25 protein-coding genes and 3 pseudogenes are annotated in these 25,057 nt (G+C 61.9%); 10 read left to right on the top strand and 18 right to left on the bottom strand.

Going from position 1 to position 25,057, the window contains the following annotated elements:
• Nucleotides 1-89: 89 nt before the first annotated feature.
• Together ccoS and IVB18_RS35970 are read right to left on the bottom strand one after the other, a co-directional pair.
• Nucleotides 90-272: a cbb3-type cytochrome oxidase assembly protein CcoS gene (gene ccoS / locus IVB18_RS35965; RefSeq protein WP_247985026.1), complete on the bottom strand. Its 183-nt coding sequence runs from the start codon at nucleotides 270-272 to the stop codon at nucleotides 90-92.
• Nucleotides 272-748: pseudogene (locus IVB18_RS35970) on the bottom strand (HAD-IC family P-type ATPase); the annotation flags it as partial. The pseudogene IVB18_RS35970 and the gene ccoS, both read right to left, overlap by 1 nt.
• On the opposite strand from IVB18_RS35970, the pseudogene IVB18_RS35975 reads away from it, so the two are divergent.
• A pseudogene (locus IVB18_RS35975) lies at nucleotides 723-830 on the top strand (response regulator); the annotation flags it as partial. The pseudogenes IVB18_RS35970 and IVB18_RS35975 overlap by 26 nt on opposite strands.
• Nucleotides 831-934: 104 nt before the next feature.
• A complete protein-coding gene (locus IVB18_RS35980; RefSeq protein WP_247985027.1) occupies nucleotides 935-1,633 on the top strand; it encodes a helix-turn-helix domain-containing protein in 699 nt (232 codons plus the stop codon).
• A 64-nt stretch (nucleotides 1,634-1,697) separates the two neighbouring features.
• On the opposite strand, the gene IVB18_RS35985 is transcribed toward IVB18_RS35980, so the two are convergent.
• The 4 genes from IVB18_RS35985 to IVB18_RS36000 all read right to left on the bottom strand — a co-directional run bounded on the left by IVB18_RS35985 (nucleotide 1,698) and on the right by IVB18_RS36000 (nucleotide 7,584).
• The gene (locus tag IVB18_RS35985; protein WP_247985028.1) at nucleotides 1,698-2,984 is read right to left on the bottom strand and encodes an MFS transporter; all 1,287 of its coding nucleotides are present in this window, start codon (nucleotides 2,982-2,984) and stop codon (nucleotides 1,698-1,700) included.
• A gap of 23 nt (nucleotides 2,985-3,007) precedes the next feature.
• The gene (locus IVB18_RS35990; protein ID WP_247985029.1) at nucleotides 3,008-3,529 is read right to left on the bottom strand and encodes a PRC-barrel domain-containing protein; all 522 of its coding nucleotides are present in this window, start codon (nucleotides 3,527-3,529) and stop codon (nucleotides 3,008-3,010) included.
• 24 nt (nucleotides 3,530-3,553) lie between these two features.
• The gene (locus tag IVB18_RS35995; protein WP_247985030.1) at nucleotides 3,554-5,758 is read right to left on the bottom strand and encodes an amylo-alpha-1,6-glucosidase; all 2,205 of its coding nucleotides are present in this window, start codon (nucleotides 5,756-5,758) and stop codon (nucleotides 3,554-3,556) included.
• Nucleotides 5,759-5,820: 62 nt separating this feature from the next.
• Entirely contained in the window at nucleotides 5,821-7,584 is a 1,764-nt protein-coding gene (locus IVB18_RS36000; protein WP_247985031.1) for an ABC transporter ATP-binding protein, read from the bottom strand.
• 273 nt (nucleotides 7,585-7,857) lie between these two features.
• Here IVB18_RS36000 and IVB18_RS36005 point away from each other — a divergent pair, with 273 nt between their 5' ends.
• The gene (locus IVB18_RS36005; RefSeq protein ID WP_247985032.1) at nucleotides 7,858-8,928 is read left to right on the top strand and encodes a glycosyltransferase family 4 protein; all 1,071 of its coding nucleotides are present in this window, start codon (nucleotides 7,858-7,860) and stop codon (nucleotides 8,926-8,928) included.
• 183 nt (nucleotides 8,929-9,111) lie between these two features.
• Here the strand turns inward: IVB18_RS36005 and IVB18_RS36010 are convergent, their stop codons facing one another.
• From IVB18_RS36010 to IVB18_RS36030, 5 genes and pseudogenes are all read right to left on the bottom strand, one after another.
• A complete protein-coding gene (locus IVB18_RS36010; protein WP_247985033.1) occupies nucleotides 9,112-11,055 on the bottom strand; it encodes an alkyl sulfatase dimerization domain-containing protein in 1,944 nt (647 codons plus the stop codon).
• A gap of 131 nt (nucleotides 11,056-11,186) precedes the next feature.
• Complete coding sequence (locus IVB18_RS52025; protein WP_247991808.1) at nucleotides 11,187-12,467, bottom strand: TRAP transporter large permease subunit; 1,281 nt, start codon at nucleotides 12,465-12,467, stop codon at nucleotides 11,187-11,189.
• 222 nt (nucleotides 12,468-12,689) lie between these two features.
• Nucleotides 12,690-13,211 (bottom strand): annotated as a pseudogene (locus tag IVB18_RS52030) (TRAP transporter small permease); the annotation flags it as partial.
• Between the two features lie 103 nt (nucleotides 13,212-13,314).
• The gene (locus IVB18_RS36025; RefSeq protein ID WP_247985034.1) at nucleotides 13,315-14,316 is read right to left on the bottom strand and encodes a DctP family TRAP transporter solute-binding subunit; all 1,002 of its coding nucleotides are present in this window, start codon (nucleotides 14,314-14,316) and stop codon (nucleotides 13,315-13,317) included.
• Nucleotides 14,317-14,515: 199 nt separating this feature from the next.
• The gene (locus IVB18_RS36030; protein WP_247985035.1) at nucleotides 14,516-15,286 is read right to left on the bottom strand and encodes a methyltransferase domain-containing protein; all 771 of its coding nucleotides are present in this window, start codon (nucleotides 15,284-15,286) and stop codon (nucleotides 14,516-14,518) included.
• 142 nt (nucleotides 15,287-15,428) lie between these two features.
• Between IVB18_RS36030 and IVB18_RS36035 the strand changes: the two genes are divergently transcribed.
• Nucleotides 15,429-16,172 (top strand): SDR family oxidoreductase, encoded by a 744-nt coding sequence (locus tag IVB18_RS36035; protein WP_247985036.1) that lies wholly within the window; start codon nucleotides 15,429-15,431, stop codon nucleotides 16,170-16,172.
• Nucleotides 16,173-16,878: 706 nt separating this feature from the next.
• Complete coding sequence (locus IVB18_RS36040; protein ID WP_247985037.1) at nucleotides 16,879-17,253, top strand: PRC-barrel domain-containing protein; 375 nt, start codon at nucleotides 16,879-16,881, stop codon at nucleotides 17,251-17,253.
• 31 nt (nucleotides 17,254-17,284) lie between these two features.
• Here IVB18_RS36040 and IVB18_RS36045 read toward each other — a convergent pair whose 3' ends face one another.
• Both IVB18_RS36045 and IVB18_RS36050 read right to left on the bottom strand, forming a co-directional pair.
• Nucleotides 17,285-17,536 carry a hypothetical protein gene (locus IVB18_RS36045; RefSeq protein ID WP_247985038.1) on the bottom strand — a complete coding sequence of 84 codons (252 nt, stop codon included), beginning with the start codon at nucleotides 17,534-17,536 and terminating at the stop codon, nucleotides 17,285-17,287.
• Nucleotides 17,537-17,613: 77 nt separating this feature from the next.
• Entirely contained in the window at nucleotides 17,614-18,609 is a 996-nt protein-coding gene (locus tag IVB18_RS36050) for a rhodanese-like domain-containing protein (protein WP_247985039.1), read from the bottom strand.
• Between the two features lie 509 nt (nucleotides 18,610-19,118).
• Between IVB18_RS36050 and IVB18_RS36055 the strand changes: the two genes are divergently transcribed.
• Together IVB18_RS36055 and IVB18_RS36060 are read left to right on the top strand one after the other, a co-directional pair.
• Nucleotides 19,119-19,526 carry a hypothetical protein gene (locus tag IVB18_RS36055; RefSeq protein ID WP_247985040.1) on the top strand — a complete coding sequence of 136 codons (408 nt, stop codon included), beginning with the start codon at nucleotides 19,119-19,121 and terminating at the stop codon, nucleotides 19,524-19,526.
• Between the two features lie 380 nt (nucleotides 19,527-19,906).
• Nucleotides 19,907-20,224 carry a DUF1648 domain-containing protein gene (locus IVB18_RS36060; RefSeq protein ID WP_247985041.1) on the top strand — a complete coding sequence of 106 codons (318 nt, stop codon included), beginning with the start codon at nucleotides 19,907-19,909 and terminating at the stop codon, nucleotides 20,222-20,224.
• Between the two features lie 279 nt (nucleotides 20,225-20,503).
• Here the strand turns inward: IVB18_RS36060 and IVB18_RS36065 are convergent, their stop codons facing one another.
• Nucleotides 20,504-20,935 (bottom strand): helix-turn-helix domain-containing protein, encoded by a 432-nt coding sequence (locus tag IVB18_RS36065; protein ID WP_247985042.1) that lies wholly within the window; start codon nucleotides 20,933-20,935, stop codon nucleotides 20,504-20,506.
• Between the two features lie 52 nt (nucleotides 20,936-20,987).
• Here IVB18_RS36065 and IVB18_RS36070 point away from each other — a divergent pair, with 52 nt between their 5' ends.
• From IVB18_RS36070 to IVB18_RS36080, 3 genes are read left to right on the top strand one after another with little or no spacing between them, the layout of a single operon-like run.
• Entirely contained in the window at nucleotides 20,988-21,374 is a 387-nt protein-coding gene (locus tag IVB18_RS36070; RefSeq protein ID WP_247985043.1) for a mercuric transporter MerT family protein, read from the top strand.
• 14 nt (nucleotides 21,375-21,388) lie between these two features.
• Nucleotides 21,389-21,676: a mercury resistance system periplasmic binding protein MerP gene (gene merP, locus IVB18_RS36075; protein WP_247985044.1), complete on the top strand. Its 288-nt coding sequence runs from the start codon at nucleotides 21,389-21,391 to the stop codon at nucleotides 21,674-21,676.
• Nucleotides 21,677-21,680: 4 nt separating this feature from the next.
• The gene (locus tag IVB18_RS36080; protein WP_247985045.1) at nucleotides 21,681-21,905 is read left to right on the top strand and encodes a GDCCVxC domain-containing (seleno)protein; all 225 of its coding nucleotides are present in this window, start codon (nucleotides 21,681-21,683) and stop codon (nucleotides 21,903-21,905) included.
• A 329-nt stretch (nucleotides 21,906-22,234) separates the two neighbouring features.
• On the opposite strand, the gene IVB18_RS36085 is transcribed toward IVB18_RS36080, so the two are convergent.
• From IVB18_RS36085 to IVB18_RS36100, 4 genes are all read right to left on the bottom strand, one after another.
• A complete protein-coding gene (locus IVB18_RS36085) occupies nucleotides 22,235-22,939 on the bottom strand; it encodes a cytochrome c family protein (protein ID WP_247985046.1) in 705 nt (234 codons plus the stop codon).
• Nucleotides 22,940-23,476: 537 nt separating this feature from the next.
• Nucleotides 23,477-23,734, bottom strand: coding sequence for a hypothetical protein (locus IVB18_RS36090; RefSeq protein WP_247985047.1), 258 nt, complete (start codon nucleotides 23,732-23,734; stop codon nucleotides 23,477-23,479).
• Between the two features lie 107 nt (nucleotides 23,735-23,841).
• A complete protein-coding gene (locus IVB18_RS36095; protein WP_247985048.1) occupies nucleotides 23,842-24,486 on the bottom strand; it encodes a DUF1109 domain-containing protein in 645 nt (214 codons plus the stop codon).
• Complete coding sequence (locus IVB18_RS36100; RefSeq protein WP_247985049.1) at nucleotides 24,483-25,040, bottom strand: sigma-70 family RNA polymerase sigma factor; 558 nt, start codon at nucleotides 25,038-25,040, stop codon at nucleotides 24,483-24,485. Before IVB18_RS36100 ends, IVB18_RS36095 begins: the two co-directional genes overlap by 4 nt.
• Nucleotides 25,041-25,057: the final 17 nt, after the last annotated feature.

The raw sequence follows: 25,057 nt of genomic DNA on the forward strand, positions 1-25,057 counted from the left end.
TCATCATTTACATGCCTACAAAATCAGCCCGATCCAAACTTCTCAAATCCTCTCAACGCTCTAACAAAAATCCCGAGGGGAAGTTCGGCTTAGCGCTTGGCCCGCGCCGCATCTCCTTGCGCCTCCTGCGGCGGATCGTCATCGGCGATCGCACGCCAGGCGGCGCCGTCGAGATCGTCATACTGGCCGCTTCGGAGCGACCAGAGGAAGGCGACGAGACCTGCAAGACCGAGCATGAGCGCCAGCGGCACCAGGATGACCAGGATTTCCATCACGCAATCTCCCGCGACGCGCTACGCGCCCGCAGCGAATTCAGCATGACCAGGATCGACGAGCCACTCATCGCCGCTGCTGCGATCAGGGGCGTCACGACGCCGCTGATCGCGATCGGCACCGCCAGGACATTATAAGCGATCGCAAGCCAGAGGTTTTGCCGCATCAGGTGCAGCGCCTTGCGCGCAGAATCGATGGCCGCGACGACCGGCGCCAGCGGCCGGCCGAGGAAGACGAGATCGGCGGTCGCCTGGCTGAGATGCGCGGCCGAGATCGGCGACATCGAGACGTGAGCCGCCGCAAGCGAGGGCGCGTCGTTCATGCCGTCGCCAACCATCAGCACCTTGGCGCCGCGCCGCTTCAACCCCTCGATCCGCGCGATCTTGTCGGCCGGCGTGACGCCGGCGACCACGGCCCGCACGCCCTGCCCGGCTTTCTCAATCGCACCGACCCGGGCGGCAGCGGCAGGCGTCAAAGACGTGATTTTGAAGCCGCTTCTCGATGAAACCCTGGTCAAGCGCATCCGCCATGCCATCCAGGACCGGCCCAGCGACTGACCCTAAGGGGTTTTACGTAGGTAATCTCCCTTAAGATATCGCTCTCAATTTCCGGATTGCATGATCCTGCGTAGCAATGCTCCATCACAACGGAGATGGCGCAGATGCTGACCCAGACACTCACCACCCAGGCGATCAACACCCAGATCGGTGGCAAGATTGCCCCTGCCCATCCCGTCTCCGACCAGTTCGGCGCGATCGCCGGCCATATCGGCCTCGTCGCCACCGAGTTCTCGTACCGCAAGGAAGAGGAGATCTACGGCGAGGACGAGCCGGCGGAGTACGTCTACCAAGTCGTCTCCGGCGCCGTGCGCAGCTACAAGCTGCTCTCCGACGGCCGCCGCCAGATCGGCGCCTTCCATCTTCGCGGCGATGTGTTCGGCCTCGAATCCGGCCCTGCTCACCGCCTTGCGGCCGAAGCCATCATCGACACCACCGTGCGCCTGGTGAAGCGTGCGAGCCTCGAGAAGGCCGCCGGCACCGACGTGCTGGTCGCCCGCAAGCTCTGGGCCATGACGGCGTCCGAGCTGCGCCACGCCGAGGATCACATGTTGCTGCTGGGACGCAAAACCGCGATGGAGCGCGTTGCGACCTTCCTGCTCGAAATGGACCGCCGCCTGGCCGTCGCCGGCATGATGGCACTGCCGATGTGCCGGCGCGACATCGGCGACTATCTCGGTCTCACGCTCGAGACCGTGTCGCGCGCGCTGTCGCAGCTTCAAGCCCAGGGCATTTTGGGCTTCTCCGGCGCCCGTCAGATCGTACTGCGCAACCGGGCGCGCCTGCACAATCTCGACGCCTGATCTTTTCCTCCCGACCCACTTGGCCGGCCGAATTCTTTTCGGCCGGCCTTTTTATTTGCCGCGATCATGCCCTGCGCCGGGTTTCCGGCATCACCAGGAGGATCAGTAGAAATCCTGTCGCGGCAACGCCGGAGAGCCCGATGAAGGCGGTGGCACTGCCGAACTTGTCGCTGACGTAGCCGCCGAGCGCGGTGCTGAGCGACGCGCCGATGCCGGTCGCGGTGCCGACAATGCCCTGCGCCAGATTGAAATGGCCGCTGCCGAACGCGACATCGGCCACGATCAGCGGGATCATCACCGCGAACACCGCCGCGGTGAAGCCGTCGAACACCTGCACCAGCACCAGCAGATAGGGATCGCGCACAGTTGCGAACAGCAGGCCGCGAACCATCAGCGCGCCGAATCCGATCAACAGCAGTGGCCGACGGCCCCAGAGCTGCGCCTTGCGCCCGACCGAGGGCGACAGCAGCGCCACGATCGCCTGCGGCACGATGATGCAGCCGGCGACAAGGACCGTCGCCCACTGGCTCGATCGCGCCGTCACCGCGCTCGCCATCAGCGGCATCATCGCGGCGTTCGCGAGCTGCAACAGCAGCACGCTGAGGGCGAAGACAATGAGCGGACGCTGCCGCACCAGATGCCAAAGATTGGTGTCGCCACGATCCTCGGCCTCGCGCGGCATTTCGCCGTGGCAGCGCGCAATGTCGACCTCATGCTCGCGGATGCGCGAGAGCGCAATCAGGGTCGGGATCGCGAGCAGGAAGGTGACCAGGAACACCGACCGGCTCGACAGCAGGTAGCCGGCGGTACCCATCACCGCTGCCGCAACGCCGTTGCCGAGGGACGCAAAGCGCGCATTGCGGCCGAGCCGCTCGCCGATCGCGAGCGGGCCAACCAGACCAAGGCTGATCGCCGCGATCGCCGGCCCGAGCACGCAGCTCGCCGCCGCGTGCAGCGTGGCCGCAGCTACCACCACAGGGAAGATCGGCATGGCGGCATAGGCGAGCGCGCAGCAGCCGATGGTCGCGATCGCAAGGGCTGCGACGAGCCGCTCGGATTTCGCGGCGTCGATAATCGCACCGCCCGGCATCTGCCCGATCAGGGCGACGATGCCGCCGATCGACAGCACGAGGCCGATCTCGACCTGGGTCCATTTCTGCGTCGTCAGATAGACCGCGATGAAGGGGCCAAATCCGGTCTGCACGTCGGCAAGGAAGAAGATGAACCAGTCGAGACCGCGCAGGCTCTGGCGCGACGGTGCCGGAATGCCCGCGGCTGCCGGCGCGGTGGCCAAGAGATCCGGTTCACCGCGATCGTCGACTGCATGGTTCGGCTTCCTCGACGACAACACAGGCGGCCATCCCTCCCCGCGCCTCACTGAATCGCTTGCAGCGGCTGCAGGCTGCCGGACGCGCCGAGCACGACGATCGGTGCATCTTCCTTGTATTCCGGCGCGGCCGCGACCTGCGCCTTAGTCAGTTCGAGCGTGATGCTGTCCTTCTTGTTGACGATCTTGCCGAAGCGCAGCGCATTCCAGTCGACCACGATCTTGCGGCTGCCGACGCCGAGGAAGCCGCCGAAATCGATGGCAGCGGCGCGCACATGACCGCTGCGATCGACGATGATGTCGACGATGCGGCCCATGTCCTCGTCGGCTGCGCTGCGCACGTCGCGGCCGAGCACTCCATGGGCGTCGCTCGCGCCGATGATGGTGACCGACGGCGGCGGCGCGGCGTCCTTCGGCGTGACCGGCACGGTCGAGGCCGGCGGCTGTGCTGCCGGTGGCGCATTCGGCTCGCTCTGGGCCGCAGGCTGCTCCTCCGCGGCGCGTGACACCGCGACCGCCAAGCCCGCGACGATCGCAACGCTGAAAACCAACGATCCAACGGCGCGCATACATCCTCCTTGCGGCGCGCCCTGCTAGCGCGCCAGCACAATCGACACCTGGATCTGGCCGCGCGTGCGCAGCACCTCCAGCGCCACGTCGTCGCCGTGACGGCTGACGCGCAGATCGACGCTGGACTCGCCCAGTCGCAGATCGTGCACGAACACCTCGTTCAAGAACGCCGGCAGACGCGGATTGCGCAGCCGGATCTCGCCACGCGCCACGTCGAACTCGATGCCCAGCGCCGCCTCCAGCAGCGTGAATGGCGTCGCGCTGGCCCAGGCCTGCGGCGCGCAAGCCACCGGATAGAGCGTCGGGCCGCGACGCTTCTCCCGCCGGAAGCCGCAGAACAGTTCCGGCAACCGCCGCAGGTCCATATAGGTCGCGGCGTCGAACAGGCCCTTGAACACGTGCGCGACCGAATGCTTGAGCCCATAGCGTGCGAGCCCCAGCGCAATCAATGCGTTGTCGTGCGGCCAGACAGAACCGTCATGATAGGACATCGGGTTGTAGCGGACCTCGCCTCGCGCGACGGTGCGGATACCCCAGCCCGAGAAGAAGTGCGGCCCCATCAGGTCGGCGGCGACCAAGCGGGCGCGATCTTCCCGGATCATGCCGCTAAACAGGACTTGCCCGGCATTCGATGTGCGGACCTTGCAAGGCCGCTTCCTGCCGTCGAGCGCGAGCGCGTAGGTGCCAAGCTCCTCGCACCAGAACGCCTTCTCGAAGCGCTCGGCCAGCGCCTGCGCTTCGGCCTCGAGCTTCCTCACACGGTCCGGCTTGCCGAGCCGCAAGGCGCAACGCGCGGCGAGCTGCTTTGCCGCGTAGACGTAGCCCTGGACTTCGGCCAGCGCGATATTGCCTTCCGCAAGCTGGCCGTCGGCATGGAAGATCGCGTCGTAAGAGTCCTTCCAGCCCTGGTTGGCGAGGCCCTTTTCGGTGGCCCGCTGGTACTCGACAAAGCCGTCCTGATCGGGATCGCCGGGTCCGTCGATCCAGGCGAGCCCCGCCTCGATCGCAGGCCACAATTCGACCAACGTCTTCTCGTCGCCGGTACGTTCGAAATAGCGCCCGGCCAGCATCACGAACAATGCAGTTGAATCCACGCTGCCGTAATATTGCGCGAACGGCACCTCCCGCAGCGCCGCCATTTCGCCGCCGCGCATCTCGTGCAGGATCTTTCCTGGCGCGGCGTCCGCGAGCGGATCGACCGCCTTCGCCTGGAAATGTGCGAGCCGCCGCAGCACGCCCTTGGCGACACGGGGGTCGACCCACAGCATCTGGAGCGCGGTGATCAGTCCGTCGCGGCCGAATGTCGTCGAGTACCAGGGAATGCCGGCATAGGGATAACGCCCCTGCGGCGTCTCCGTCATCAGCATGTTGAGGTCGGCCATGGCCTGGCACAGCACCTCGTTGAAAATGTTGTTGGAGGTTTCGATGCTGGCCGCGCCCATGGTCGAATGGCGCATCTCGCGCCGATGGGCAAGCAGGCCTTGGAAAAACCGCGCCGGCTTTTGCGCCAGCGGCCGGTTGCAGGACACGGCCACGAACAGCGATTTCGTCTGATGCGGCTCCAAATCGAGCTCCCAGATCGCGGCATTGACCGAGAGCCGCGTCGGACGCGGGTCGAAATGCAGGCCGGTCCTGCGCTCGACGTCGTCGAGGCCGCGATAGTCGAACAGCACGTCGGTCGGTCCGAGCAGCCGGCTCGTTCCGAGCCCGCGGCGCGGCCGCCGCTCGCCGCGGACCTCGAACAAATCGGCGAAGTCGTTGTCGAACAGCAGCGTTAACGCGAAGCTGGCGCGCCGGTCGCCATGGTTCTGCACGCCGATGCGCTGATAGGCCGTGCCGCGCCACAGGAAGATCGTGCGCACAATGTGCAGCAGGTCTTTTTGCAGAACGAGGCTGCCCTGCCGGTAGATGTCCGGATTGGTGAGATCGACGGTCAGCGCCGAATTGTCGTCGCGCAAATTCGAGCCGAGCAGCAGCGGCTGCAGATCGTCGAGCACCAGTTCGAGCCGGGCAAGATAGCGCGTATCGCAATGGAACAGGCCGTCCGGCCCGCCAGCCGAGGCACCAATATCGCCATGGCTGTCGAGCACGATGAAGGTGTCGTCGTGCTTGAGCGAACGCCGCGGCCGGGCCGAGGGTCCGGTCATCGGAATGTAGAAGGGCTGCTCGGCCACCTGTTCCACGGTCCGCGCGACGGATATGAACTGGGTTACGACTTCGGCTGACATGAGCTCTTCCCCTGCGCCTTGTTTCGAAACGCAACCAACCAACGCCAATGCGACTGTTGGGCTTACGCGGCGAACTTCGCAAGCCGGCTCATCTCCTGCGTCACGAGCTCGCGGTAGGGACCGTGGCTCTGCATCAGGCGGTCGGGCGCGCCGTCCTCGATGATCTTGCCGGCCTTCAGCACCACCACGCGGTCGAAATTGCGCAGCGTCGCGAGTCGATGCGCAATTGCAATCACGGTGCGGCCGCGCATCAGGCGCGACAACGCTTCGCGGATCGCCTCCTCGGATTCGCTGTCGAGCGCCGCGGTCGCCTCGTCGAGCAGCAGGATCGGCGCGTCCTTCAGGAAGGCGCGCGCGATCGCGATGCGCTGGCGCTGGCCGCCGGACATTTTCACGCCGCGGTCGCCGACCATGGTGTCGAGGCCTTCCGGCAGGTTCTCGACGAAATCGCAACGCGCCGCGATCGCCGCGCGCAGAACTTCGTCGTCGGTCGCATTGGGACGGCCGTAACGGATGTTCTCGCGGATGGAGCGATGGAACAGCGAGATGTCCTGCGGCACGACGGAGATCGACTCGCGCAGGCTTTGCTGTGTCACCATGGAAATATCCTGGCCGTCGACGGTCACGCTGCCCTCGTCGGCATCATAGAACCGCTGAAGCAGCGTGAACAGTGTCGACTTGCCGCCGCCGGACTGGCCGACCAGGCCGACCCGCTGACCGGGCTGGAGTCGCAGGCTGAAGCGCTCGAAGATCTTTGCGCCACCGGGATAGCCGAAGGTGACATTGTTGAACGCAATCGCGGCGCCGCTCTTGACCAGCGGCTCCGCCTCGGGGTGATCGCGCAATTCGTGCGGCACCAGCAGTGTGGCAATCGCCTCGGTCAGCCGCGCGACGTGCTGCGTGACGTCGACCAGTGCCACGGCGAGATCGCGCGTCGCATTGAGGATGGAGAGGCCGAGGGTGCAGACCAGCACCACGTCGCCAGTGGTCGCCTCGCCCTGCTGCCAGAGAGTGATCGCCCAGGCCATCAGCGCAATGGTGAGCACGACGGTCACGCCGGCGTGAGTGAGCCGCAGCTTTTCGAGATAGCGCAGGCTGCGGCCGCGCGCGGTGAGTTCCCGATTGACGGTGGCGTCGAACCGCTCGTGCTCGTGGCTGATGCCGCAGAAGGCGCGGACCAGCGGCATGTTGCTGATGACGTCGATCATCTCGCCGTCGACGACGGCCGCCTTGTCAGCGAAGTCGTCGTGCAGCGGCTTGCCGGCAGCGGCGAGACGGAACATTGCCAGCACCATGCCGCCGGCGATTACCATCAAGCCGAGCGCCATATAGGGACTGACGGTTCCAATCAGCGCGATTGCGGCAACTGTGGCGATGCACGGCGGCAACACATTCCACACGAACATGTTTTCGACTGTAAACACCGCGTTCGACGTGGCGGTGATGCGGCTCGTCAACATGCCCGGCATCCGGTCCGAGAAATAGCTGGGCGCGTGCCCGGTCAGATGACGAAAAATGTCACGGCGCAAATCGCCGGTGACGCGGACAAAGGTGAAACTCGCGGTCCAGCTCGCGATCCGCCACAAGAAATTGTCGGCGGTGATCAGCGACATGAGGAAAATGAATGCCAGCCATACGCTGCCACCATGCGAGGGTCCGGCTGACAAACTGTCGACCAGCGACTTGACGCCGTACTGCGTGCCTACGGAGCAGGCAACCGCTGCGACGACGGCAGTCAGGATCACCAGATGCGACACGATACGACGCCGCAGATAGCGCAAGACAAAGGCAAATGGCCTGCGCGCGTATCCAGAAACATGATCCATTTGATTGCGACCCCGTCGTATTGATGCCAATTTTGTTACTGGTCGATTGAACATCGACCGCTTCGCCTCGGTTCCCGGGCGAAGCCATCACGACATGCGGATGCGGACGATCTGAGATGAGGTGATGGCAGCATCGAGACCACGTGCGGACGTGTCGAATATGTAACGTTCGGGGAAGGAACTTCGCAACTGCGGGAACGTTCCCTTGGCTGGCATTTGCCGGTGCCGTAATGCTGGGGGTTTCAAGATCATGGCTGCAGAGGAGATGGTGAGATGCGCATCGCGCAGGTAGCTCCGTTGACGGAGGCTGTTCCACCCAAGCTTTATGGCGGCACCGAGCGGGTGGTGCATTGGTTGACGGAGGAGTTGGTTGCCTTGGGACACGACGTGACGCTGTTCGCCAGCGGCGATTCGCAGACGTCGGCGAAGCTGGATGCACTCTGGCCCCGGGCGCTCCGGCTCGATGGTTCCGTGCGCGATCCCAATGCACTGCACATGGTGATGCTGGAGCGTGTGCGGCAGAAATGTGACGACGAGGAGTTCGACTTCCTCCACTTCCATCTCGACTACTATCCGTGGTCGCTGTTCTACCGGCAGCCGACGCCGTTCGTGACCACGCTGCATGGCCGGCTCGATCTTCCCGAGCACCAGCCGGTGTTCAATACGTTTTCGAAGGTCCCGGTCATCTCGATCTCGAACGCGCAGCGCCGGCCGGTGCCGCAGGCCAACTGGGTAAGGACCATTCACCACGGCCTGCCGGAAAACCTGTTGACGCCGAAGCCGGCGAAGCAGGAATATCTCGCCGTGCTTGGACGCATAGCGCCGGAAAAGGGCGTCGACCGCGCCATCAAGATCGCCACCCATTGCGGTATCCCGCTGAAGATCGCCGCCAAAGTCGATCGCGCCGATCAGGATTATTATGACGAGCTGATCCGCCCCATGATCGAGAATAATCCGCTGGTCGAATACATCGGCGAGATCAGCGATCACGAGAAGTCGGAATTTTTGAGCGGCGCGCTCGGGCTGCTGCTGCCGATCGACTGGCCGGAGCCATTCGGCCTGGTGATGATCGAAGCCATGGCCTGCGGAACGCCGGTCGTCGCGTTCAACCGCGGCTCGGTGCCGGAGATCATCGACGAGGGCCTGACCGGTTTCGTGGTCGAGGACGTCATCAGCGCGGCCGGTGTCGTCAAACGCCTCCCGCAGTTGAACCGCGCCGCGATCCGCAAACAGTTCGAAACGCGATTCACGGCGCGACGAATGGCGCTGGACTATCTCGCGGCCTACCGCAACCTGACCGAGGCAGAGGCGCCGCGGATCAAGCTGGTGAGCAGCGCGGAGTAGCCGACTAAAATCTCAGCTGTCGTCCCGGACAAGCGAGCGGAGCGAGCGCCGATCCGGGACCCATAACCACAGGGCGTTGTTTGGCGAAGATTCGTGGTTGCCACTTTCGCGCTACAACTTCTCCCTGGGGTTATGGGTCCCCGCTTTCGCGGGGACGACACTGAGTCTGTTGCGACTGTGACGCTACGTCACCACCGCCCGCTTCGGCTCGACAATCTCGAACATGCGCGGGAATTCGTCCATCAGGCCCATCAGTTCGGCAAGCCGCATCGGGTTGCCGGCAAGCTTGACCTTGCCGGCGGCCACGGCTTCCGGGAAGCTTGTCAGTTTCGCGATCACCTCATCAAGCGTTGAGCGGGCGAGCGTGAAGCTGGCATCCGCACTTTCCGCCCGCACGCCCTCGGTATAGGTGAGCGCGCAGTTTTCCAGGTTGAGCACAAAGGTCTCGCCGGTGTCCGAAAAACTCCAGTTCAGCACGATATGCCTGCCCTCGGCCTTGGGCCCGTTGAGGCGGATGCCGAGCACGTCCCACAGCTGCTCCGTACGCAGCGCCGCCAGCGTCTCGCGGGGCATCGGCGGACGGGGCGGCGCTTTCGGCATGCCCTGTCGCAACTCCTGCGCACCGAACAGATAGGCGTTGCGCCAGGTCGCGCTTTCGGCGGCGTAACCGAGCTGCTCCAGCGTGTCCGCAAACAGCGTGCGCGCCGCCGCGTTGTCCGGCTCGGCGAACACGAGATGGCCGAGCGCCTGCGCCACGAAGCGGAACTCGCTCTTGTCAAAATCCTTGCGCGCGCGTGCGAGGATTGCATCCGCACCGCCCATGTACTCGACATACTTCTTGCCGGACTCCGCAGGCGGCAGCGGATCGAGATTGACCGGATTGGCGTCGTACCAGCCGAGATATTTCTGGTAGATCGCCTTCACATTGTGCCGGATGTGACCGTAATAGCCGCGGCCGTGCCAGGCTCCTTCGAGACTCTTCGGCAATTGAATGGTCTCGGCGATCTCGGCCGCGTTAAGACCGTGGTTCATCAGGCGGATGGTCTGGTCATGCGCGAATTTGTAGAGGTCGCGCTGCTGCCGGATCATCGTGCCGATGCGCTCGCGCCCCCACACCGGCCAGTGATGCTGTCCGCACATCACCTCTGCCTTGCCGTCCCACAGCTGCAGTGCCTCATTGAGGTACTTTGACCAGGCCAGCGCATCGCGCACGTCGGCGCCGCGGAACGGCAGCAGATTGTGGAAATTGTGGGTGCAGTTCTCGGCGAGGTTCAACAGCTTGTAGCGCGGGATGAAGAAGTGCATCTCCGCCGGCGCTTCGCTGTTCGGCGCCATCTGGAATTCGAACGCGACGCCGTCGATCACGCGCTTGTCGCCGGTCGCCATGATCAAATCAGTCGGACGCAGCAGTGCGACCGAGCCTACCGCCATCGACTTGCCGAGGCCGCAATCGACCTGACCGCGCACTCCCTTGGCGAGGAACGGGCCGAACTGATATTGCGCCCGACGCAGCATCGCGGGACCCGCGATGATGTTCTCGGAGACGGCATGCTCCATGAACAGGTTCGGCGCGATGATCGGCACGCGGCCGGCGGCGAGCGCATCCTCCTCCAGCACGCCGCGCGCGCCGCCCCAATGGTCGGTGTGCGTATGGGTAAAGATCACGGCCGCGACCGGCCGCGTGCCGCGATGCCTGTAGTAGAGATCGAGTGCGGCGCGCGCGCCTTCGATCGAGGTCAGGGTGTCGACGACGATGACGCCGCTGTCGCCCTCGATCAGCGTCATGTTGGCGATGTCGAGCCCGCGCACCTGGTAGACGCCGGGCACGACCTCGAACAGGCCGTGATGCATGTTGAGGCGCGACTGGCGCCACAGGCTCGGATTGACCGTCGGCGGCGCCTCAACAGTGGACAGGAAGCCGTAGGGTTCGAGGCTCCAGACCGTCCGCCCTTGCGGACCTGTGATCTTCGCGTTCTCGATGGTGCCGAGGAAGCCGCGCGCGGCGTCGTCGAAGTCGCGCGTGTCGGAAAACGGCAGCGCGTTCAGCATTGCGTCATGCTGCGCGATGACGGACGGCGACGCTTCCTTCGGCGTCTCCGCCGTCCCGCGGCTGCTGGTCTCGGTCATTGCTCGTCCTCCCGGCTGATTGGCTGACGATGATCTAACCGCATCCGGCTGCGGATTGCCATCCGCACAGCGCCATCGGAGCGCGAGGTCTCAGCGCGCGCTCTCCAGTTCGTCCATCGCCCCTCGCGCAGCTACATTCCCAGCAGATTGGGCAGCCACAGCGACAGACCCGGCCAGTAGGTCACGACCACAAGGAACCCAAGCATCGTCAAAAGCCATGGCCACACCGCGACCGTGAGCTCGGTGATACCCATCTTGGCGATGCCGGAGGCGACATAGAGGTTGAGCCCGACAGGCGGATGGCACAACCCGACCTCCATGTTGACCGTCATCAGGATGCCGAAATGGATCGGATCGATGCCGAGCTTGATCGCGACCGGAAACAGGATCGGCGCCATGATCAAGATGATCGAGGACGGCTCCATCACGTTGCCCGCCAGCAGCAGCAGGAGATTGACGACGAGGAGGAAGCCTATCCAGCCGAGGCCCTGATCGATCATCCACTGCGCAAGTGCATGCGGAATGTTCTCGTAGGTCATCAGGAACGAGAACAGGACGGCGTTGGTGATGATGTAGAGCAACATCGCCGAAAGATTCGCCGATGACAGCAGCACCCGCGGCACGTCCCTCAGCTTGAGGTCCTTGTAGATGAACACCGCGACGACGAAGGCGTAGACCGCACTGACGGCGGCAGCTTCGGTCGGCGTGAACAGACCGCTGTAGATGCCGCCGATCACGATCACGATCAGCAGGATTCCCCAGATCGACTTGCGGAACGCGTCGAAGCGCTGCATGAAGGTCGCCTTCGGCATCCGCGGATAATCGTTGCGCCAGGCGCGATAGAAGGTCGTCGCGCCGAGCAGCGTGGCCAGCACAAGCCCCGGCACGATCCCGGCGATGAACAGCTTGCCGACGGAGCTGTTGGTGGAGACGGCAAAAAGCACCATCGGAATCGAGGGTGGGATGAGAATCCCGAGCGAGCCGGAGGTCGTAATCACGCCTGCGCCGAACCGCTTCGGGAATCCCTGGGCGATCATCGCGGGCAGGATCACCGAGCCAATCGCCACTACGGTCGCCGGCGACGAGCCGGAAATCGCGGCAAACAGCGCGCAGGCGACCACGCCCGAGAGCGCGAGACCGCCGTACCAATGGCCGACCAGCGCGGTTGCGAAGGCGATCATCCGGCGCGCCACACCGCCATGGGTCAGGAAGTTACCGGCGAGGATGAAGAACGGAATCGCCATGATCTCGAAGCTCTCGATGCCCGTGAACAGCTTCAGCGCCACCGATTCGGTTCGCACGTCGGTCAGCGTGAACATGAAGCTGAGCACGGTCAGACCAAGCGCGATCGAGATCGGCATGCCCGTGAGCATCAACGACAGCAGAAGGGCGAAAACCACGGCGACGCGCAGGCCATGCGGCAGCGTGATGACGTGAGCCGAATGGGCGAAGCACAGGGCGACGATCAGGACCGGCAACAACATCAGAACCCAGCCGAGCGGACTGCGTTCGTCGCGGGCGACCTGACTGCGCGTGACCGGCGCCGGGTGAACCGGGTCTGCCTCGACGCCCTCGACTCCGGCCATGTCGTGATGCGGCAGCTCGCCGGTGTGATAGAACGACCAGGCGACTTGCAGGAAGCGGAAGCACATCAGCCCGGAGCCGAGCGGGATGGTGAGATACACCAACCACATCGGCGCTTCGAGATCGTTCGATTGCTGGCCGGTCTGCCACATCTGGCCGACGAACGCGGCTCCGAAATAGCACACGATGGCAGTGAAAAGGGCGCCGCACATCAGGCCGAACGTGATGACGCGGCGGCGCGATCCACCGGGCAGGACATTGACCAGCACGTCGACGCCGACATGGATGCCGGTGCGCACGCCGTAGGCCGCGCCGAACTTCGCCATCCAGATGAACATGTAGATGCAGAGCTCTTGCGCCCAGGACAGGTCCAGCGCGGCAAGCCAGACGAATGCCGCTCGCGCGGGCACGGCGAGGAAGGTCAAACTGCGGGCTTCGGCCCATTTGGCAATATCGATCGACAGCCCCGCCCCGTAGCGATGCAGCACGGCAACGAAGATGAGCGATGTCGCGGCCGCAATGAGCGTCGCGATCAGCCATTCCTCGAGATGATCGAGCACACGATTCAGCACACGCAGCAACTTGGTCCCCCCAGGATCGGCTCGTCGTTCAAGAGCGAAACGGCCGGGAGCATGACCCCCGACCGTTCATGTTGTTGTTATAAGGGCGCGGCCGTCAGTTCATCTTGACGTCGAGTTCCTTGGCGAGGAGATCGAGCACCTCCTGCCCGACCCGGCCCTTTGCCCATTTATACGTCGGCTGCATCGCCTCCTGCCACGCCTTGCGATCGGCGTCGGTGAGATAATGCAGCGTGGTCTTGCCCAACTTCTTGATCTCGGCGAGCGCGTCCTCGTTCTCCTGGCGGGCGATCGAGTTGGTGTAGTCGGTCGCGTCGGTCATCGCCTTCTCGAGCTGGGTACGGATATCAGGCGGCAGGCCGGACCAGAATTTCGAGTTGACGATCACGGCATATTGCAGATGCGCGTGATAGGACACGGTGATGTCCTTCTGCACCTCGAAGAATTTCTGCGTGAGGTAGTTCGACGCCGTGTTCTCGCAGCCGTCGACCACGCCGGTCTGGAGCGCCTGGTAGACTTCCGAGAATGCCATGATCTGCGGGATCGTGCCGACCAGACGGAAATACTGGTCGGCGACCTTCGATCCGGAGATGCGGAACTTCAGTCCCTGGAAATCAGTCGGCTTCACCAGCGGACGGTTGGCCGAGACCATGTGGAAGCCGTTGTCCCAGTAAGCGAGCCCTGTGATGCCCTTGGCTTCGAGCTTTTGGAACAGCCACTTGCCGATCGTGCCCTTCATCGCGTTGGCGTAGGTGTCGCCGTCCTTGAACAACCAGGGCAAATCGAGCGCCTCGAACTCCTTAATGCCGAGCGGAGCGAATTTCGCGGTCGAGGGCGCGAGGATGTGCACGGAGCCGAGCTGAAGGGCTTCGATCTCCTCCTTGTCCTTGTAGAGCGTGGAGTTCGGGTAGACCTCGATCTTGACCTTGCCGTCGGTGTATTTCTCGGCGAGCTCCTTGAACTTGAGCGCGCCCTTGCCCTTCGGAGTATCGTTGGCGACGACGTGACTGAACTTGATGACGATCGGGCTCTGGGCCTCGGCGACAGCAGGGACCACAAGAATAGCGGCAGCGGCGACCGCAAGAAGCAGCTTGCGCATGAAGTAACCTCCCAACAACCTCTAAAACCGGGTTCTTTTTTGTTTTCCGGTTTCAGTAGTGGCAGCAATCCACCACCCGAACAACTAGACCTAAGCCCAATTTGCCGCAGCCAAGCTAACTTGACGGCCGTTGCATACGCAACCCGGCACCCGCTCCAATCCAGGGGAGCGAGCGCTTATGTCGCATTGCGAAGCGCAATCAGCCCTTGCGCTGGGCGACCATGAACAGGCGCCGGAACGGAAACAGCGTCTGTCCCATCGCATTCTTCGGATAGGCTTTCGCCACCCGCTCGCCATAGGCGGCCTCGAAGCCCGCTTTCTCGTCGCCCTGCAACACGTCGAGATAACGTGTCAGCCAGGTGCCCTTGGTCCACTCCTTCACGGGGTTCTCGCCTTCGAGCACCTGGAGATATTCGGTCTCCCAGATGTCGATGTTCTCGGACAAGGGCGCAAGAAGATCGTGATAGAAGGCCGGCCCTTCGACCGGAGGCGGGGTGACGAGATATTCGACCTTGGCGCGCCACGGCCCGTTGAGGGCGGTCTCCCCGATCAGCACATGCGAGGGCGCGGTAAAGTTGCGCGGCATCTGCACCGCGAGCATGCCGCCCGGCGTCACCTTCTCCATCACCGAGGGGAAGAGTGCCGCATGATTGGGCAGCCAGTGCAGTGCGGCATTGGAATAGATCAAGTCGTATTGCTTGGCAGGATGCCAGTGTCCGAGATCCTGATGTGACCACTCCACGTCCGGCGCGGCTTTCCGACCCGCGGCGACCATTTCGGCCGAGCCTTCGACGCCGGTCACGGTCGCGCCCGGCCAGCGCTGCTTGATCAGCTTGGTGACGTTGCCGGCACCGGCACCGAGATCGGCGATCTCGCGCGGGGCCAAATCGGGAATCCGCATCAACAGGTCGACCGCGGGCCGCAGCCGGTGGCCGGAGAACTTCAGATATTGCTGCGGATCCCAGACCATTGCTCACGCCTTTTCTTTTTCGTGTTTCCTTCACTGTCCCTCTTGGTTACCACTGCTCGTCCCGCTCAGGCAATTCATGCCCTGCGGGACAGGGCTGGAAACGAATCGCAACAAGCAAGAAGCAACCAAGAGAGCGTTGACCATGGATCTCGGGCTCAAATCGAAAACCGCTGTTGTCACCGGAGCGAGCATCGGCATCGGCCGCGCCATCGCCAAGGGACTTGCAGCCGAAGGCGTGCGCATCGTGGCGGTGGCGCGGCGGACCGACCTGCTCGCCCAGCTGGTGCAGGAGGTCGGCAGCGGCGCGATCATCCCGTTCGAACAGGACGTAATGGCAAAGGACGCAGCCGAGAAGATCGCGGCCTTTGCGTTGAAGGAGCTCGGTCATGCCGACATCCTCGTCAACAATGCCGGCGGCAGCCGACCGCTGCCGGTCGATGCGCCCGACAGCAAATGGGACGAAGCGATCGCGCTGAACTTCACCAGCTACCGCCGTATCGCGCATGCGCTGCTGCCGCAGATGGTCGCGCGCAAATGGGGCCGCATCATCAACATCACCGGCAAGTCCGAGCCGGAAGGGCTCAACGCCGCGTTCGCGGCCAAGGCCGCCGTGCACGCCTGGGCCAAGGGCCTGTCGCGCGAGATCGGCGAGCACGGCATCACCATCAACTGCATTCCGCCCGGCCGCATCATGAGCGAGCAGATCCGCCGCAACTATGCGCCGGAGTATCGCGAGCGGTTCGCGGAGGAAGAGATTCCGGTCGGCTATTGGGGTGAGCCGGAGGACCTCGCGGCGCTCGCGGTGTTTTTGGCCTCGCCGGTGGCGCGGTACATCACGGGCACGGTGATTCCGGTGGATGGCGGGTTGCGGCGGTATCAGTTCTGAAGCGGAATGGCTTTTTAGGTTGAATCGATTGGCCGCGGGCTCGTTCGACCTCTCCCGCTTGCGAGAGAGGCATAGGTCGCCTTCGGCGGCCGTCCTCGTAAGGACGCCGAGGCAAAGCTTCGGCTATGGCAAAGCGCCGGGCGAGGGTTCTCTCCACACAGGAGTTCTCGATTGCGGAGACACCCCCAGCCCTCCCCCGCAGGCGGGAGAGGGAGCGCACCTCAATCGTTGCAGCAATCAACCCTGCTCAACAATTGCCGCCGGATGGCATCTATTATTGCTGCGACCGCTGCGTTCAAAAAGAAGGTGTGACACCAATCTTCGCGATCGTTTGTGAAGCACGTAGAAACCTTCACGGCGGGTATAGACCGAGGCGGTGGGGAGCCATCGCGTCGAGTTTGCGGTCAGGTTGAAGCAGGATGACCAGCCGAAAAGTGACTGCCTCCGGCGGTACCGGCTTTTTGGACCGGCGCGTCGTTCAACACCTTTTGGACTACGGTTTCGAGGTCAGGGCTGCGTCACGGGGAGTCTCAGGTCTTCTGCAAGGTCATCGGGACTGGAGGTTGTTAGAGCCAATGTCGGCGACGATAGATGGTGATTAGCGCTGTGGCGGCGCTTTCGTTGTGAAATGTTGTCCGGAGCGCCAGGAACGACTCTGTAGCGGTCAGAGTTAAGTCGCCAAAACCCACTTGTGAGGGAGGAAGCCATGGCCCGCGCGACAGCCCATCCGAATCATCAATGCATCTCAAGCGAAGACATTCAGGGAACCGAGGTTTATGGGGCAGATGGAAAGAACATCGGTGAGGTTGACCACCTCATCATCGACAAGGTGTCAGGTCGCGTGGCTTATGCCGTCATGAGCTTTGGCGGATTTGTAGGGTTGGGCCACAGCCATTATCCCGTCCCGTGGGGCGCTCTGACATTCGATACGTCGCTTGGTGGTTTTCGAACGAGTATCACCGAGCAACAGCTGAAGGATGCGCCTGAGTTCAGTGATGACTCGTGGCAGGATAGAGACTGGGAAACGCGCACCCACCGGTATTACGGGACGCCCATGTACTGGGAGGCGCGCGGCCTGTAAGGCCAGGCAGCGCATCTGAAAATTCTCAATCTCAGTTGCCAGTTGAATCATTAAAGAACTGGTCGACCAGTCCCGGGTCAGTGTGAGGCGGTCGATGCTGTGGCGGGGCTGCTCGTATCATGAAAGCCTTGGCCCACATGAAAGCCTTGGCCCACACGAAAGCCTTGGCCCACACGAAAGCCTTGGCCCACACGAAAGCCTTGGCCCACACGAAAGCCTTGGCCCACACGAAAGCCTTGGCCCACACGAAAGCCTTGGCCCACACGAAAGCCTTGGCCCACACGAAAGCCTTGGCCCATCGAGCTTTTGACAACACAGAAAAGAGGACGCTGATGCGTCCTCTTTTGCGTGCTCGGCATATCATTTCTGCGCTCTCGCTTCGGCGAGTTCCTTTTCAAGCTGGCTGACCCTGTCCTGCAATGCCGACAAACGCGAGTTGAATAACCCCACATTGAAAAACGTCACGTTGTTTGCGGGAGCATCAAGAGTATTGCCGTAACCCAGCCATGACGAGTCGTAGACCTTCACGTTTGTGAAGCCCAGCTGCTGTAGTACGCCCGCCGTCTCCGACGCACGGGCGCCACTCTGGCAGTACACAATGGTTTCCCTGCTAGGCTCGAGCCCTGAATACAATTGTTTCAGATCCGCCGCCGCCTTGAGCGACATGCCGCCGCTATTGGTGGTCTGTTTGCGCGCGAGCTTGGCAGGGGTCTCGGGATCTATCCAGTTCAGTTCGTACGGGATGTTGATTGCGCCCGGAATGTGCCCACCGCGTATTGCGCGGATATCTTCGCCGATGAATTCCTGCGGAGTGCGCGCATCAAGGATCTGCACATTCGGATCGTTCAACCGCGCCACCACTTCTTTGGTCGTGACCGCTACAGCCGGATTGACTTCCAGCTTGAGCGCAACGGGCGGAAGCTGCGCGGTATCAAGACTGATCGCCCGGCCCGCGGCGGCCCAATCCTCGATGCCGTCATGATAGACGCGGACATTGCTGCCGCCGAAATACTGTAACGTATAAAGACCGAAATAGGGATTCCACGTGCCGCGGCTGCCGTAGACGATGATTTCGCGATGCAGATCCAGACCCGCCGCGCCGAGGATCTTCTCGATGCGGTCCGTCGCGATGAAATTCTCGGTATTTTCGTCGCGCAGGACTTTCGCCGCATCGCCAATGCTGATGGCGCCTGCAATGTGTCCTTTGGCGTAGGCAGTCGCAGGTCGCACGTCCCAAACAACCGCATTTCGCGCAATGGCCGCGGCGACATAGTCGCCATCGACAATAGTGGGAGACGCAGCCACGGCGGCTTGCATCCACAGGATCAAAAGCGGAATGAACATCAGGCGTTTCATGACGAACTCCTCCGTGCTTTTCCCTGCGGATGAGCGAGATGTCAGGCTCCCACAGTCTATCACCGGGTAGCTATTTTGTCGGTGAAATGTGGTCATGCGGCTGACATCGATATTAGGTGACTTGGCGGCGCGTCTTCGAACTCTTCGCATTTCCTCAGGCGCGGAAGCCGGTCAGCGCGGCTGGCATTTCAACATGCTTCATGGCCGCGGGGCCGGTCAGCCATGATGACTTGCTCTCCGAAGTGAACCCGCCGGGCCTTCAGCCTTCAGTTGCAAATTGCATTGTGCATTGATTCTGTTTCTCAGGTGCGCCAGGTCGCGTATAATCTGGTTGCCCTTGAAACGGGACAGCCGAAATCGCCGTCCGGGCAAACGAGCAGTACGCCATCGGCAGGCACGCTCTCTTAAGAGACCGACGCTTTTTTTCGGTCCGAACTACCATTCACATTCCATGAAATGCGAGCGCCGCTTCTGCGGCGGCTCGTTGCTGTAGCTTCAGGAGAAAAGCGATGAACAAGATCGATCGAAGGGCAGCATTGGGAATCGGGTTGGCAGCGGCATCGGCGGCCATGGTGAAGCCCACCGCCGCTCAGACGGCGGGCTACAAGGATACGACGCCCTGGCCAGGTGTCGTGATACGTGAATATGATGGCGGGACACCATCGATCATCCCCGGGTTCAAGACCGTTTCAATGCGCGATATCATCATGCAGCCGGGATCGAAGACGATGGGACCCCCGATGATGAATGCGATGGTTTGCCATATCACCGAAGGGGAGCTTCGGGTCGATCAGGAGGGAAAAACCTTTACGGCGAAGAAGAACTATGTCTGGACCTGCGACAAGGACACAAAAGAGCAGTCGTACAATGACGGAAATGTGGTCGCGATCATGAGGATTACGGACCTGAAGGCGTAAGGCTCGTTTCTTCGTAAGAGACCGATTGCAGGCCGCGGATGGCGTCCTTGACGAGGCGCCGGCCGCGCGGCAGCCTGCACGTCGGCGTCGGTCGTTGGCAACGCTCCGGCTCCAATGTCGACGTGCGAAGGCAAATAACGTTTGGCAAGAGGATGAGCAGTCGAACGCCTGACAGAGAAAGTCAATATCTGACTTCAGCCACAGAAATCGGTGTTGAACTTCGGGCTCTCCTATTGCCGCGTGGACAGGCCGAATGTCCGCCTTGGGCACAGAAGCTGAAGTCGCCCCAAAATACTCAACGTTGATAGAGTTCGTTGAGACATCCATAGGGAGCTTGAGCTAGACAAAACGGCTGAGGAGCCCCGCTGGAAAGTACGCTCATGTTGAGTGCTGACCTTATCTTTTGGCCCATAGTTGGCCTCTTAGCCGCCTGCAACCTCTACTTTGGCCCGCGCATCAGCAGCGATCAGATCGCTATGCAATGGGGATTGGATGGCAGGCCGACATGGTATGCATCGAAGGCCGTTGGGCTTTGGGGCATGGTTGCGTTCGCGCTCGCAGTTCGATCTCTGATCTGGGTGCTGTCAACGTATGCTCCTTCTAAAGTACATGGCGCCGAGATCGGCCTGGTGCTCTTCTCCGTCATTGTTGGGACGTCACACGTTCTAATTATCAGGAAGGCCGTACAAGCAAGTTGAGCTGCCTATGAGACCGTGCTCGCTAGGTAGCGCCAAGGGATATCGATCCATGATCGCGGTTACTGTCCTTTGGGGACTGCTTGCCCTCATCGGGGTATGGGGAGCCTTTCATTTTGCAATTCGAGATCCACGCTCGACATCCTGGGCAAAGATTGGGCTCGCAGTTTTGCTGCTGATCGTAACGGGTACAGCGCCTCTCTGGCTTCGAGGTGATGTTGTCGCCAGGTCGCTCTACGAGTCGGCTTCGGGACAACAACAGACATGCATTGGAGATGTGGTCTAGCCTTGCCGACCGGCATCCAGAATATCGAGCACCGGGCAGTCGGGGGTCGCGCCCTCCGAGCATTGAGCGACCGTTTCCGCCAAGATAGTTTCGAGCTTAACGAGGTCGGCGAGCTTGCTACGAACGCTCGCCAGATGGGCGCTCGCTATCTTATGCACATCGGCGCACGAGGCACGTTCCGGCCCTCCCAAGGCCAGCAAGGCTCGAATTTCCTCAAGCGTGAACCCGAGGTCACGGGAACGCCGGATGAAAGCCAGTGTCCGTTTTTCGGCTGGCCCATAGACCCGCCGCCCGCTTGCCGTGCGCGGTGGCGGCGGCAGCATTTTGATGCGCTCGTAGTAGCGGATGGTCTCGATGTTCACGCCGCTATGCTTGGATAGCTCACCGATTGAGATATTTTCCGCTCCCGAAGACGTGATGGTGCGCATGAATGAAATAGTCCTTGATCCTGTAGTCGCTACAGGATGCATGGTTTAGCCCATGGCAATCAATCAACTTGATCACATTGACGACAGCCGGCAGCGACAAGGTCTGATGGCGGCGGGTGGCCTGCTTGGGGCGCTTGCGGCCTCGTCTTGTTGCATCTTGCCCCTCGTCCTGTTCATCCTCGGGGTCAGTGGGGCATGGATTGGGAACTTCACGCAGCTTGCGGCCTTCCAGCCGTACTTCATCACCGCGACGCTTGGGTTCCTCGGTTACGGCTATTGGCTGGTTTACCGTTCCTCAATGCGAGCCTGCACCGACGGTGAGGCGTGCGCGCGCCCGCTGTCGAGCCGCATTGTCAATACAAGCCTCATCCTCGCAACGATCCTCGTCGTCGCCGCACTCGGCCTCGACTTCATCGCGCCGTTCTTTCTCAACTCGTGACCGGAGAATTCCTCATGAACAAGCAGCTTCTGTCCGTCGCGGCTCTTGCCGTCGGCATCATCGCTTCGTCATCGGTGATGGCAGCAGAGAAAACCCTCACGCTGGCCGTAAAAAACATGGATTGCGCAGCCTGCCCCTCCATCGTCAAGGGCAGCCTGGAAGCCGTCCCCGGTGTCGCCAAGGTTGCAGTGTCCTTCAAGGACAAGTCGGCAACAGTCACCTATGACGACGCCAAAGCCGATGTGAACCAACTGACATCGGCGACCATCAAGGCAGGCTATCCGTCTGCGCCCAAGAGCTGATCCGATGCTTCTTCAATCGAACATCACCTGTCCGCACTGCGCCGTTGCGAAAGCGGAGACAATGCCGACCGACGCCTGTCAGTTTTTCTATGTGTGCTCAGGCTGTGGCGTAAAGCTAAAGCCCAAGGCGGGCGATTGCTGTGTGTTCTGCTCCTACGGCTCGGCGCCGTGCCCGCCAATTCAGGCAGTGCGCTCCGGCGAACCGGGTGCTGCCTCCTGTTGCTCGTGATCCCACGGCCAGAAGCGGGCATCGCGCATTCATGAGCACGCACCCTGGGCTTTTCCCGGATTGGTGCCACGATAGCATCGTGCCGGTGTTTTGCCCGACGTGTCAACGTCGCCGCGACAGCGAATGTCGTCCCGGCGCGGCTCAAACCTAAACGCCTTGGCTGTGACAAGGCTGGCAATGAATTGGCATCGTCGCATGTGTTTAAGGACACGTCATCAGACGCCTGCAGCCTAGCACTTTGCGGTGGAGTGGCCAGCGAGAAATGGCACCGACCCACTTGCTGCGTTGGCCGCGAAGTCCGAAATGGGTCAGAAGGGAAGTGCCGTCGCTCAGCATCGCTGTTCGATGATCTTGGTGATTTCCTCTGGCCCTGAGAAAATGACGCCGGCCCGGTCGCCCATCATTCCGGCCGGCACGAGTGCAGGCGCTTCTCTCTCGGGACCGTCCTTACTGGAATCGGTCCTGAAGCGAAGATTACGTTCCCAGAACGCGCGCGTCTTTCCGTCCGCTGTCGTCACGCGATAGGTATCATGACAGTAGGTGATGGTCTTGACCTGTTGCGCTGGCTCCAGGCTCTTCAGGTTCTGATCGCGACCACCGCCCATCATTCCGCCCATGCCTCCCATTTGCCCTTGGGTGTATAACTCCGACGCGGCTCCCGGTTTGGTTGCTTCTTTCAGGAAAGCAAGAAGGTCGGCCCGGTCCTGCGGTTTCTTGATGCCGTTGAACGGCATCTCATTGGCCGGCACCATGCCGTCGGGATCGCTCAGCCAGCCGTCGAGCGAACGATCGTCCCAGATGATGCCAGATGATTTGAGCGCATCGGAATAGCGCTCGAAGCTCGGTAGCGATCCGGCCCTGCGCCCCCAGAGACCAGCAAGGCTCGGCCCCGTCATGTTTCGGTCAGCTTCGAGCGAATGGCACGGCGCGCACATGCGAAAATCCCGCTGGCCTCGTGATGCGTCGCCGTGCTGAGCAAACGACGGCGATGACACAGCGATCGTCGAAAGCCAAATGACAACGAGCTTGTTCATTGCCGATCAACCCTACTGCCAGTGCGGAGGTATTTTATCAACGCCGCTGCCGCGAGAATCAAGACGATCACGACAAGCAACCAGATGAATCCCATGCCCCACATCATTCCAGGCATCATATTGTCCATCATCGGCTCACCCCGTCATCTCGCGGAGCAACCGCCTCTTGAGGCTGCCTGCAGCTCACTCGTTTCATGCACATGAGCATCAGGAAGGTACACGGGAGAGACGCCATGATGCGAAATATCTCGGCGCCTGTCAGCCAATTCCAGTTCCAGGCGACACTCAGGGAAACCGCCGTTGTAAAGACAAGATACAGCGCCATCCGATAGCGAGCGAGATAACTGCCCCAAGTGGTGATCAGTGAGGTCCCGCCCATAGGTGTGTCGTTGTCCTGACTTAAGGTCATTGGAACGCCTCTTGCTGCGATGAAAGGAAATGGGGTGCGGGAAGTAGAAGATCAACCGCAACCCCTTTGCTTCAGATCGCGCCAAACTTCGGCCGGCGACCTTCGTACGGATATAGCGGCCGTGGGTATCAACGACCCTTCGGACCTCCTTGGTAGCGAAACTCCGATCCGCGGCCGGCGGTCGCAGGCGCCACACGTGGTGCTGTTCGATCGTAGGCAAACGCGGAATACGGATCGGTTTGCGAGACAGCCCTGATCGGCGCGCTCTGCCTGGCGTCGTTCGGCCAATAGCTTTTGTCGGTAATGGTCGAGCCCGCCTGTGCCGCCGCAGAGATCGCCACGAGCGGCAGCAAGAGGGAGATCGTGAGAAGGTGTTTGGTCGACATGTTCCGGCTCCATGATTATGGACGCGCCACAATGTGCGTCTCTAACCATGAGTTCGGAGCGAAGTCTCAGCCGGTTACAGGCTCACGCCGACGTGACATTGCGTCATTCACCAGTGCAATAGCCGCGGCCCCAATGCTGCGCCCGCGAGGGTGCAAAGCACAATCGTTCCGCCGTACCAGACTGCGATAAACGGGAGCGAATCATCTGTGCAATGTAGGGCATAGGCCAGCGCGCTCACGCCTCCCGCGACAAGGCCAGCGCAGGCACCCGCACGTGCGAGGTTCGTTGGCGCCGCCCTGCGTACGGCCCAAATTGAAATGGCAAAGGGAACGATTGCAATGATCGGAATAGAGAGAAGGCATTCCAACCATTCATCGCCGACGATCATGCTCTCCCAATGCGACTGCGGTACGGATCCAAGGCTGACAGCGGCTAGAACCCCAACGACGAGAAAAGGCACAGCGACAAGCAAGGGGTAGGAGACTTTCCGCTCCCCGCCCGGCCGTGCCAGCCTCGTTAGGTAGAGCAGCGCGAGGCCGACTATCCCAATTGCGAAACCGAGCTTTATTGCGAGAAACATCAGTGCGCGGGCTGTCACAAGGTCGGCGCGGACGCCCAAGCCGATGACGGCGATGCCGAGGGCCACGATCGATCCTGCAGCAATTGCCACGTAAAGTGTGCGAACGACCGCTTTGCGATCGACGGGTTCAAGATTCGCACTCAGGAGCGCAACGAGATCATTGGTCTTCATGTTCGCGTTTCCCCGGCAATAAACGCGGCCAGTGCCTTGAGCCCGCGGTGAATACTTGTTTTCACTCCGGACTCGGATTGGCCGCATCGTCTCGCAGCTTCGGCGACACTCAGCCCGTCGAGTTTCACCGCTTCAATCGCGCATTGCATGCCTTCGGGCAGCCGCTGCATGAGCCGCCGGATATCATACGAGCTTTCGGCATCGGCGTTGTCGTCATGTGCCATGATCTCATCCGCTCCGCCGATAGGCACCTCGGCGAGCGATGCGCGATTCCGACGCAGAAAATCGATCAATTTGTAACGTGCGATGGCGTACACCCAAGGCGTGAGTGGCTCCCGCGGATCATAGGTATGCCGCTTGAGGTGGATCGCCAATATGACTTCCTGGACCAAATCTTCGGCCTCCACCGTCCCTCTGCCGAGTGTGAAGAACTTGGCTTTGTAATAGGCACGCAGGCGACGGCTCAACCGATCGAGCAGCGAGCGGTGCGATGCCGCATCGCCGTTCAGGCTCGCAATCATGAGGGCCTTGAGCTCGACTTCGAGTGTCGTCATGCCTGCTATCTCGTTAG

This window comes from Bradyrhizobium sp. 186 (assembly GCF_023101685.1).
GTDB lineage: Bacteria > Pseudomonadota > Alphaproteobacteria > Rhizobiales > Xanthobacteraceae > Bradyrhizobium.

What these genes read in the sequence shown, in the direction of transcription:
- IVB18_RS36035 (WP_247985036.1), top strand. Translation starts at nt 15,429, where the DNA reads ATGGATCTCGGGCTCAAATCGAAAACCGCTGTTGTCACCGGAGCGAGC.
- IVB18_RS35990 (WP_247985029.1), bottom strand. Translation starts at nt 3,529, where the DNA reads ATGCGCGCCGTTGGATCGTTGGTTTTCAGCGTTGCGATCGTCGCGGGC.
- IVB18_RS36060 (WP_247985041.1), top strand. Translation starts at nt 19,907, where the DNA reads ATGTTGAGTGCTGACCTTATCTTTTGGCCCATAGTTGGCCTCTTAGCC.
- IVB18_RS36080 (WP_247985045.1), top strand. Translation starts at nt 21,681, where the DNA reads ATGCTTCTTCAATCGAACATCACCTGTCCGCACTGCGCCGTTGCGAAA.
- IVB18_RS35995 (WP_247985030.1), bottom strand. Translation starts at nt 5,758, where the DNA reads ATGTCAGCCGAAGTCGTAACCCAGTTCATATCCGTCGCGCGGACCGTG.
- IVB18_RS36005 (WP_247985032.1), top strand. Translation starts at nt 7,858, where the DNA reads ATGCGCATCGCGCAGGTAGCTCCGTTGACGGAGGCTGTTCCACCCAAG.
- ccoS (WP_247985026.1), bottom strand. Translation starts at nt 272, where the DNA reads ATGGAAATCCTGGTCATCCTGGTGCCGCTGGCGCTCATGCTCGGTCTT.
- IVB18_RS36030 (WP_247985035.1), bottom strand. Translation starts at nt 15,286, where the DNA reads ATGGTCTGGGATCCGCAGCAATATCTGAAGTTCTCCGGCCACCGGCTG.
- IVB18_RS36000 (WP_247985031.1), bottom strand. Translation starts at nt 7,584, where the DNA reads ATGGATCATGTTTCTGGATACGCGCGCAGGCCATTTGCCTTTGTCTTG.
- IVB18_RS36065 (WP_247985042.1), bottom strand. Translation starts at nt 20,935, where the DNA reads ATGCGCACCATCACGTCTTCGGGAGCGGAAAATATCTCAATCGGTGAG.
- IVB18_RS36050 (WP_247985039.1), bottom strand. Translation starts at nt 18,609, where the DNA reads ATGAAACGCCTGATGTTCATTCCGCTTTTGATCCTGTGGATGCAAGCC.
- IVB18_RS36055 (WP_247985040.1), top strand. Translation starts at nt 19,119, where the DNA reads ATGAACAAGATCGATCGAAGGGCAGCATTGGGAATCGGGTTGGCAGCG.
- IVB18_RS36040 (WP_247985037.1), top strand. Translation starts at nt 16,879, where the DNA reads ATGGCCCGCGCGACAGCCCATCCGAATCATCAATGCATCTCAAGCGAA.
- IVB18_RS36025 (WP_247985034.1), bottom strand. Translation starts at nt 14,316, where the DNA reads ATGCGCAAGCTGCTTCTTGCGGTCGCCGCTGCCGCTATTCTTGTGGTC.
- IVB18_RS36090 (WP_247985047.1), bottom strand. Translation starts at nt 23,734, where the DNA reads ATGTCGACCAAACACCTTCTCACGATCTCCCTCTTGCTGCCGCTCGTG.
- IVB18_RS36085 (WP_247985046.1), bottom strand. Translation starts at nt 22,939, where the DNA reads ATGAACAAGCTCGTTGTCATTTGGCTTTCGACGATCGCTGTGTCATCG.
- IVB18_RS35980 (WP_247985027.1), top strand. Translation starts at nt 935, where the DNA reads ATGCTGACCCAGACACTCACCACCCAGGCGATCAACACCCAGATCGGT.
- merP (WP_247985044.1), top strand. Translation starts at nt 21,389, where the DNA reads ATGAACAAGCAGCTTCTGTCCGTCGCGGCTCTTGCCGTCGGCATCATC.
- IVB18_RS36010 (WP_247985033.1), bottom strand. Translation starts at nt 11,055, where the DNA reads ATGACCGAGACCAGCAGCCGCGGGACGGCGGAGACGCCGAAGGAAGCG.
- IVB18_RS36070 (WP_247985043.1), top strand. Translation starts at nt 20,988, where the DNA reads ATGGCAATCAATCAACTTGATCACATTGACGACAGCCGGCAGCGACAA.
- IVB18_RS36095 (WP_247985048.1), bottom strand. Translation starts at nt 24,486, where the DNA reads ATGAAGACCAATGATCTCGTTGCGCTCCTGAGTGCGAATCTTGAACCC.
- IVB18_RS36100 (WP_247985049.1), bottom strand. Translation starts at nt 25,040, where the DNA reads ATGACGACACTCGAAGTCGAGCTCAAGGCCCTCATGATTGCGAGCCTG.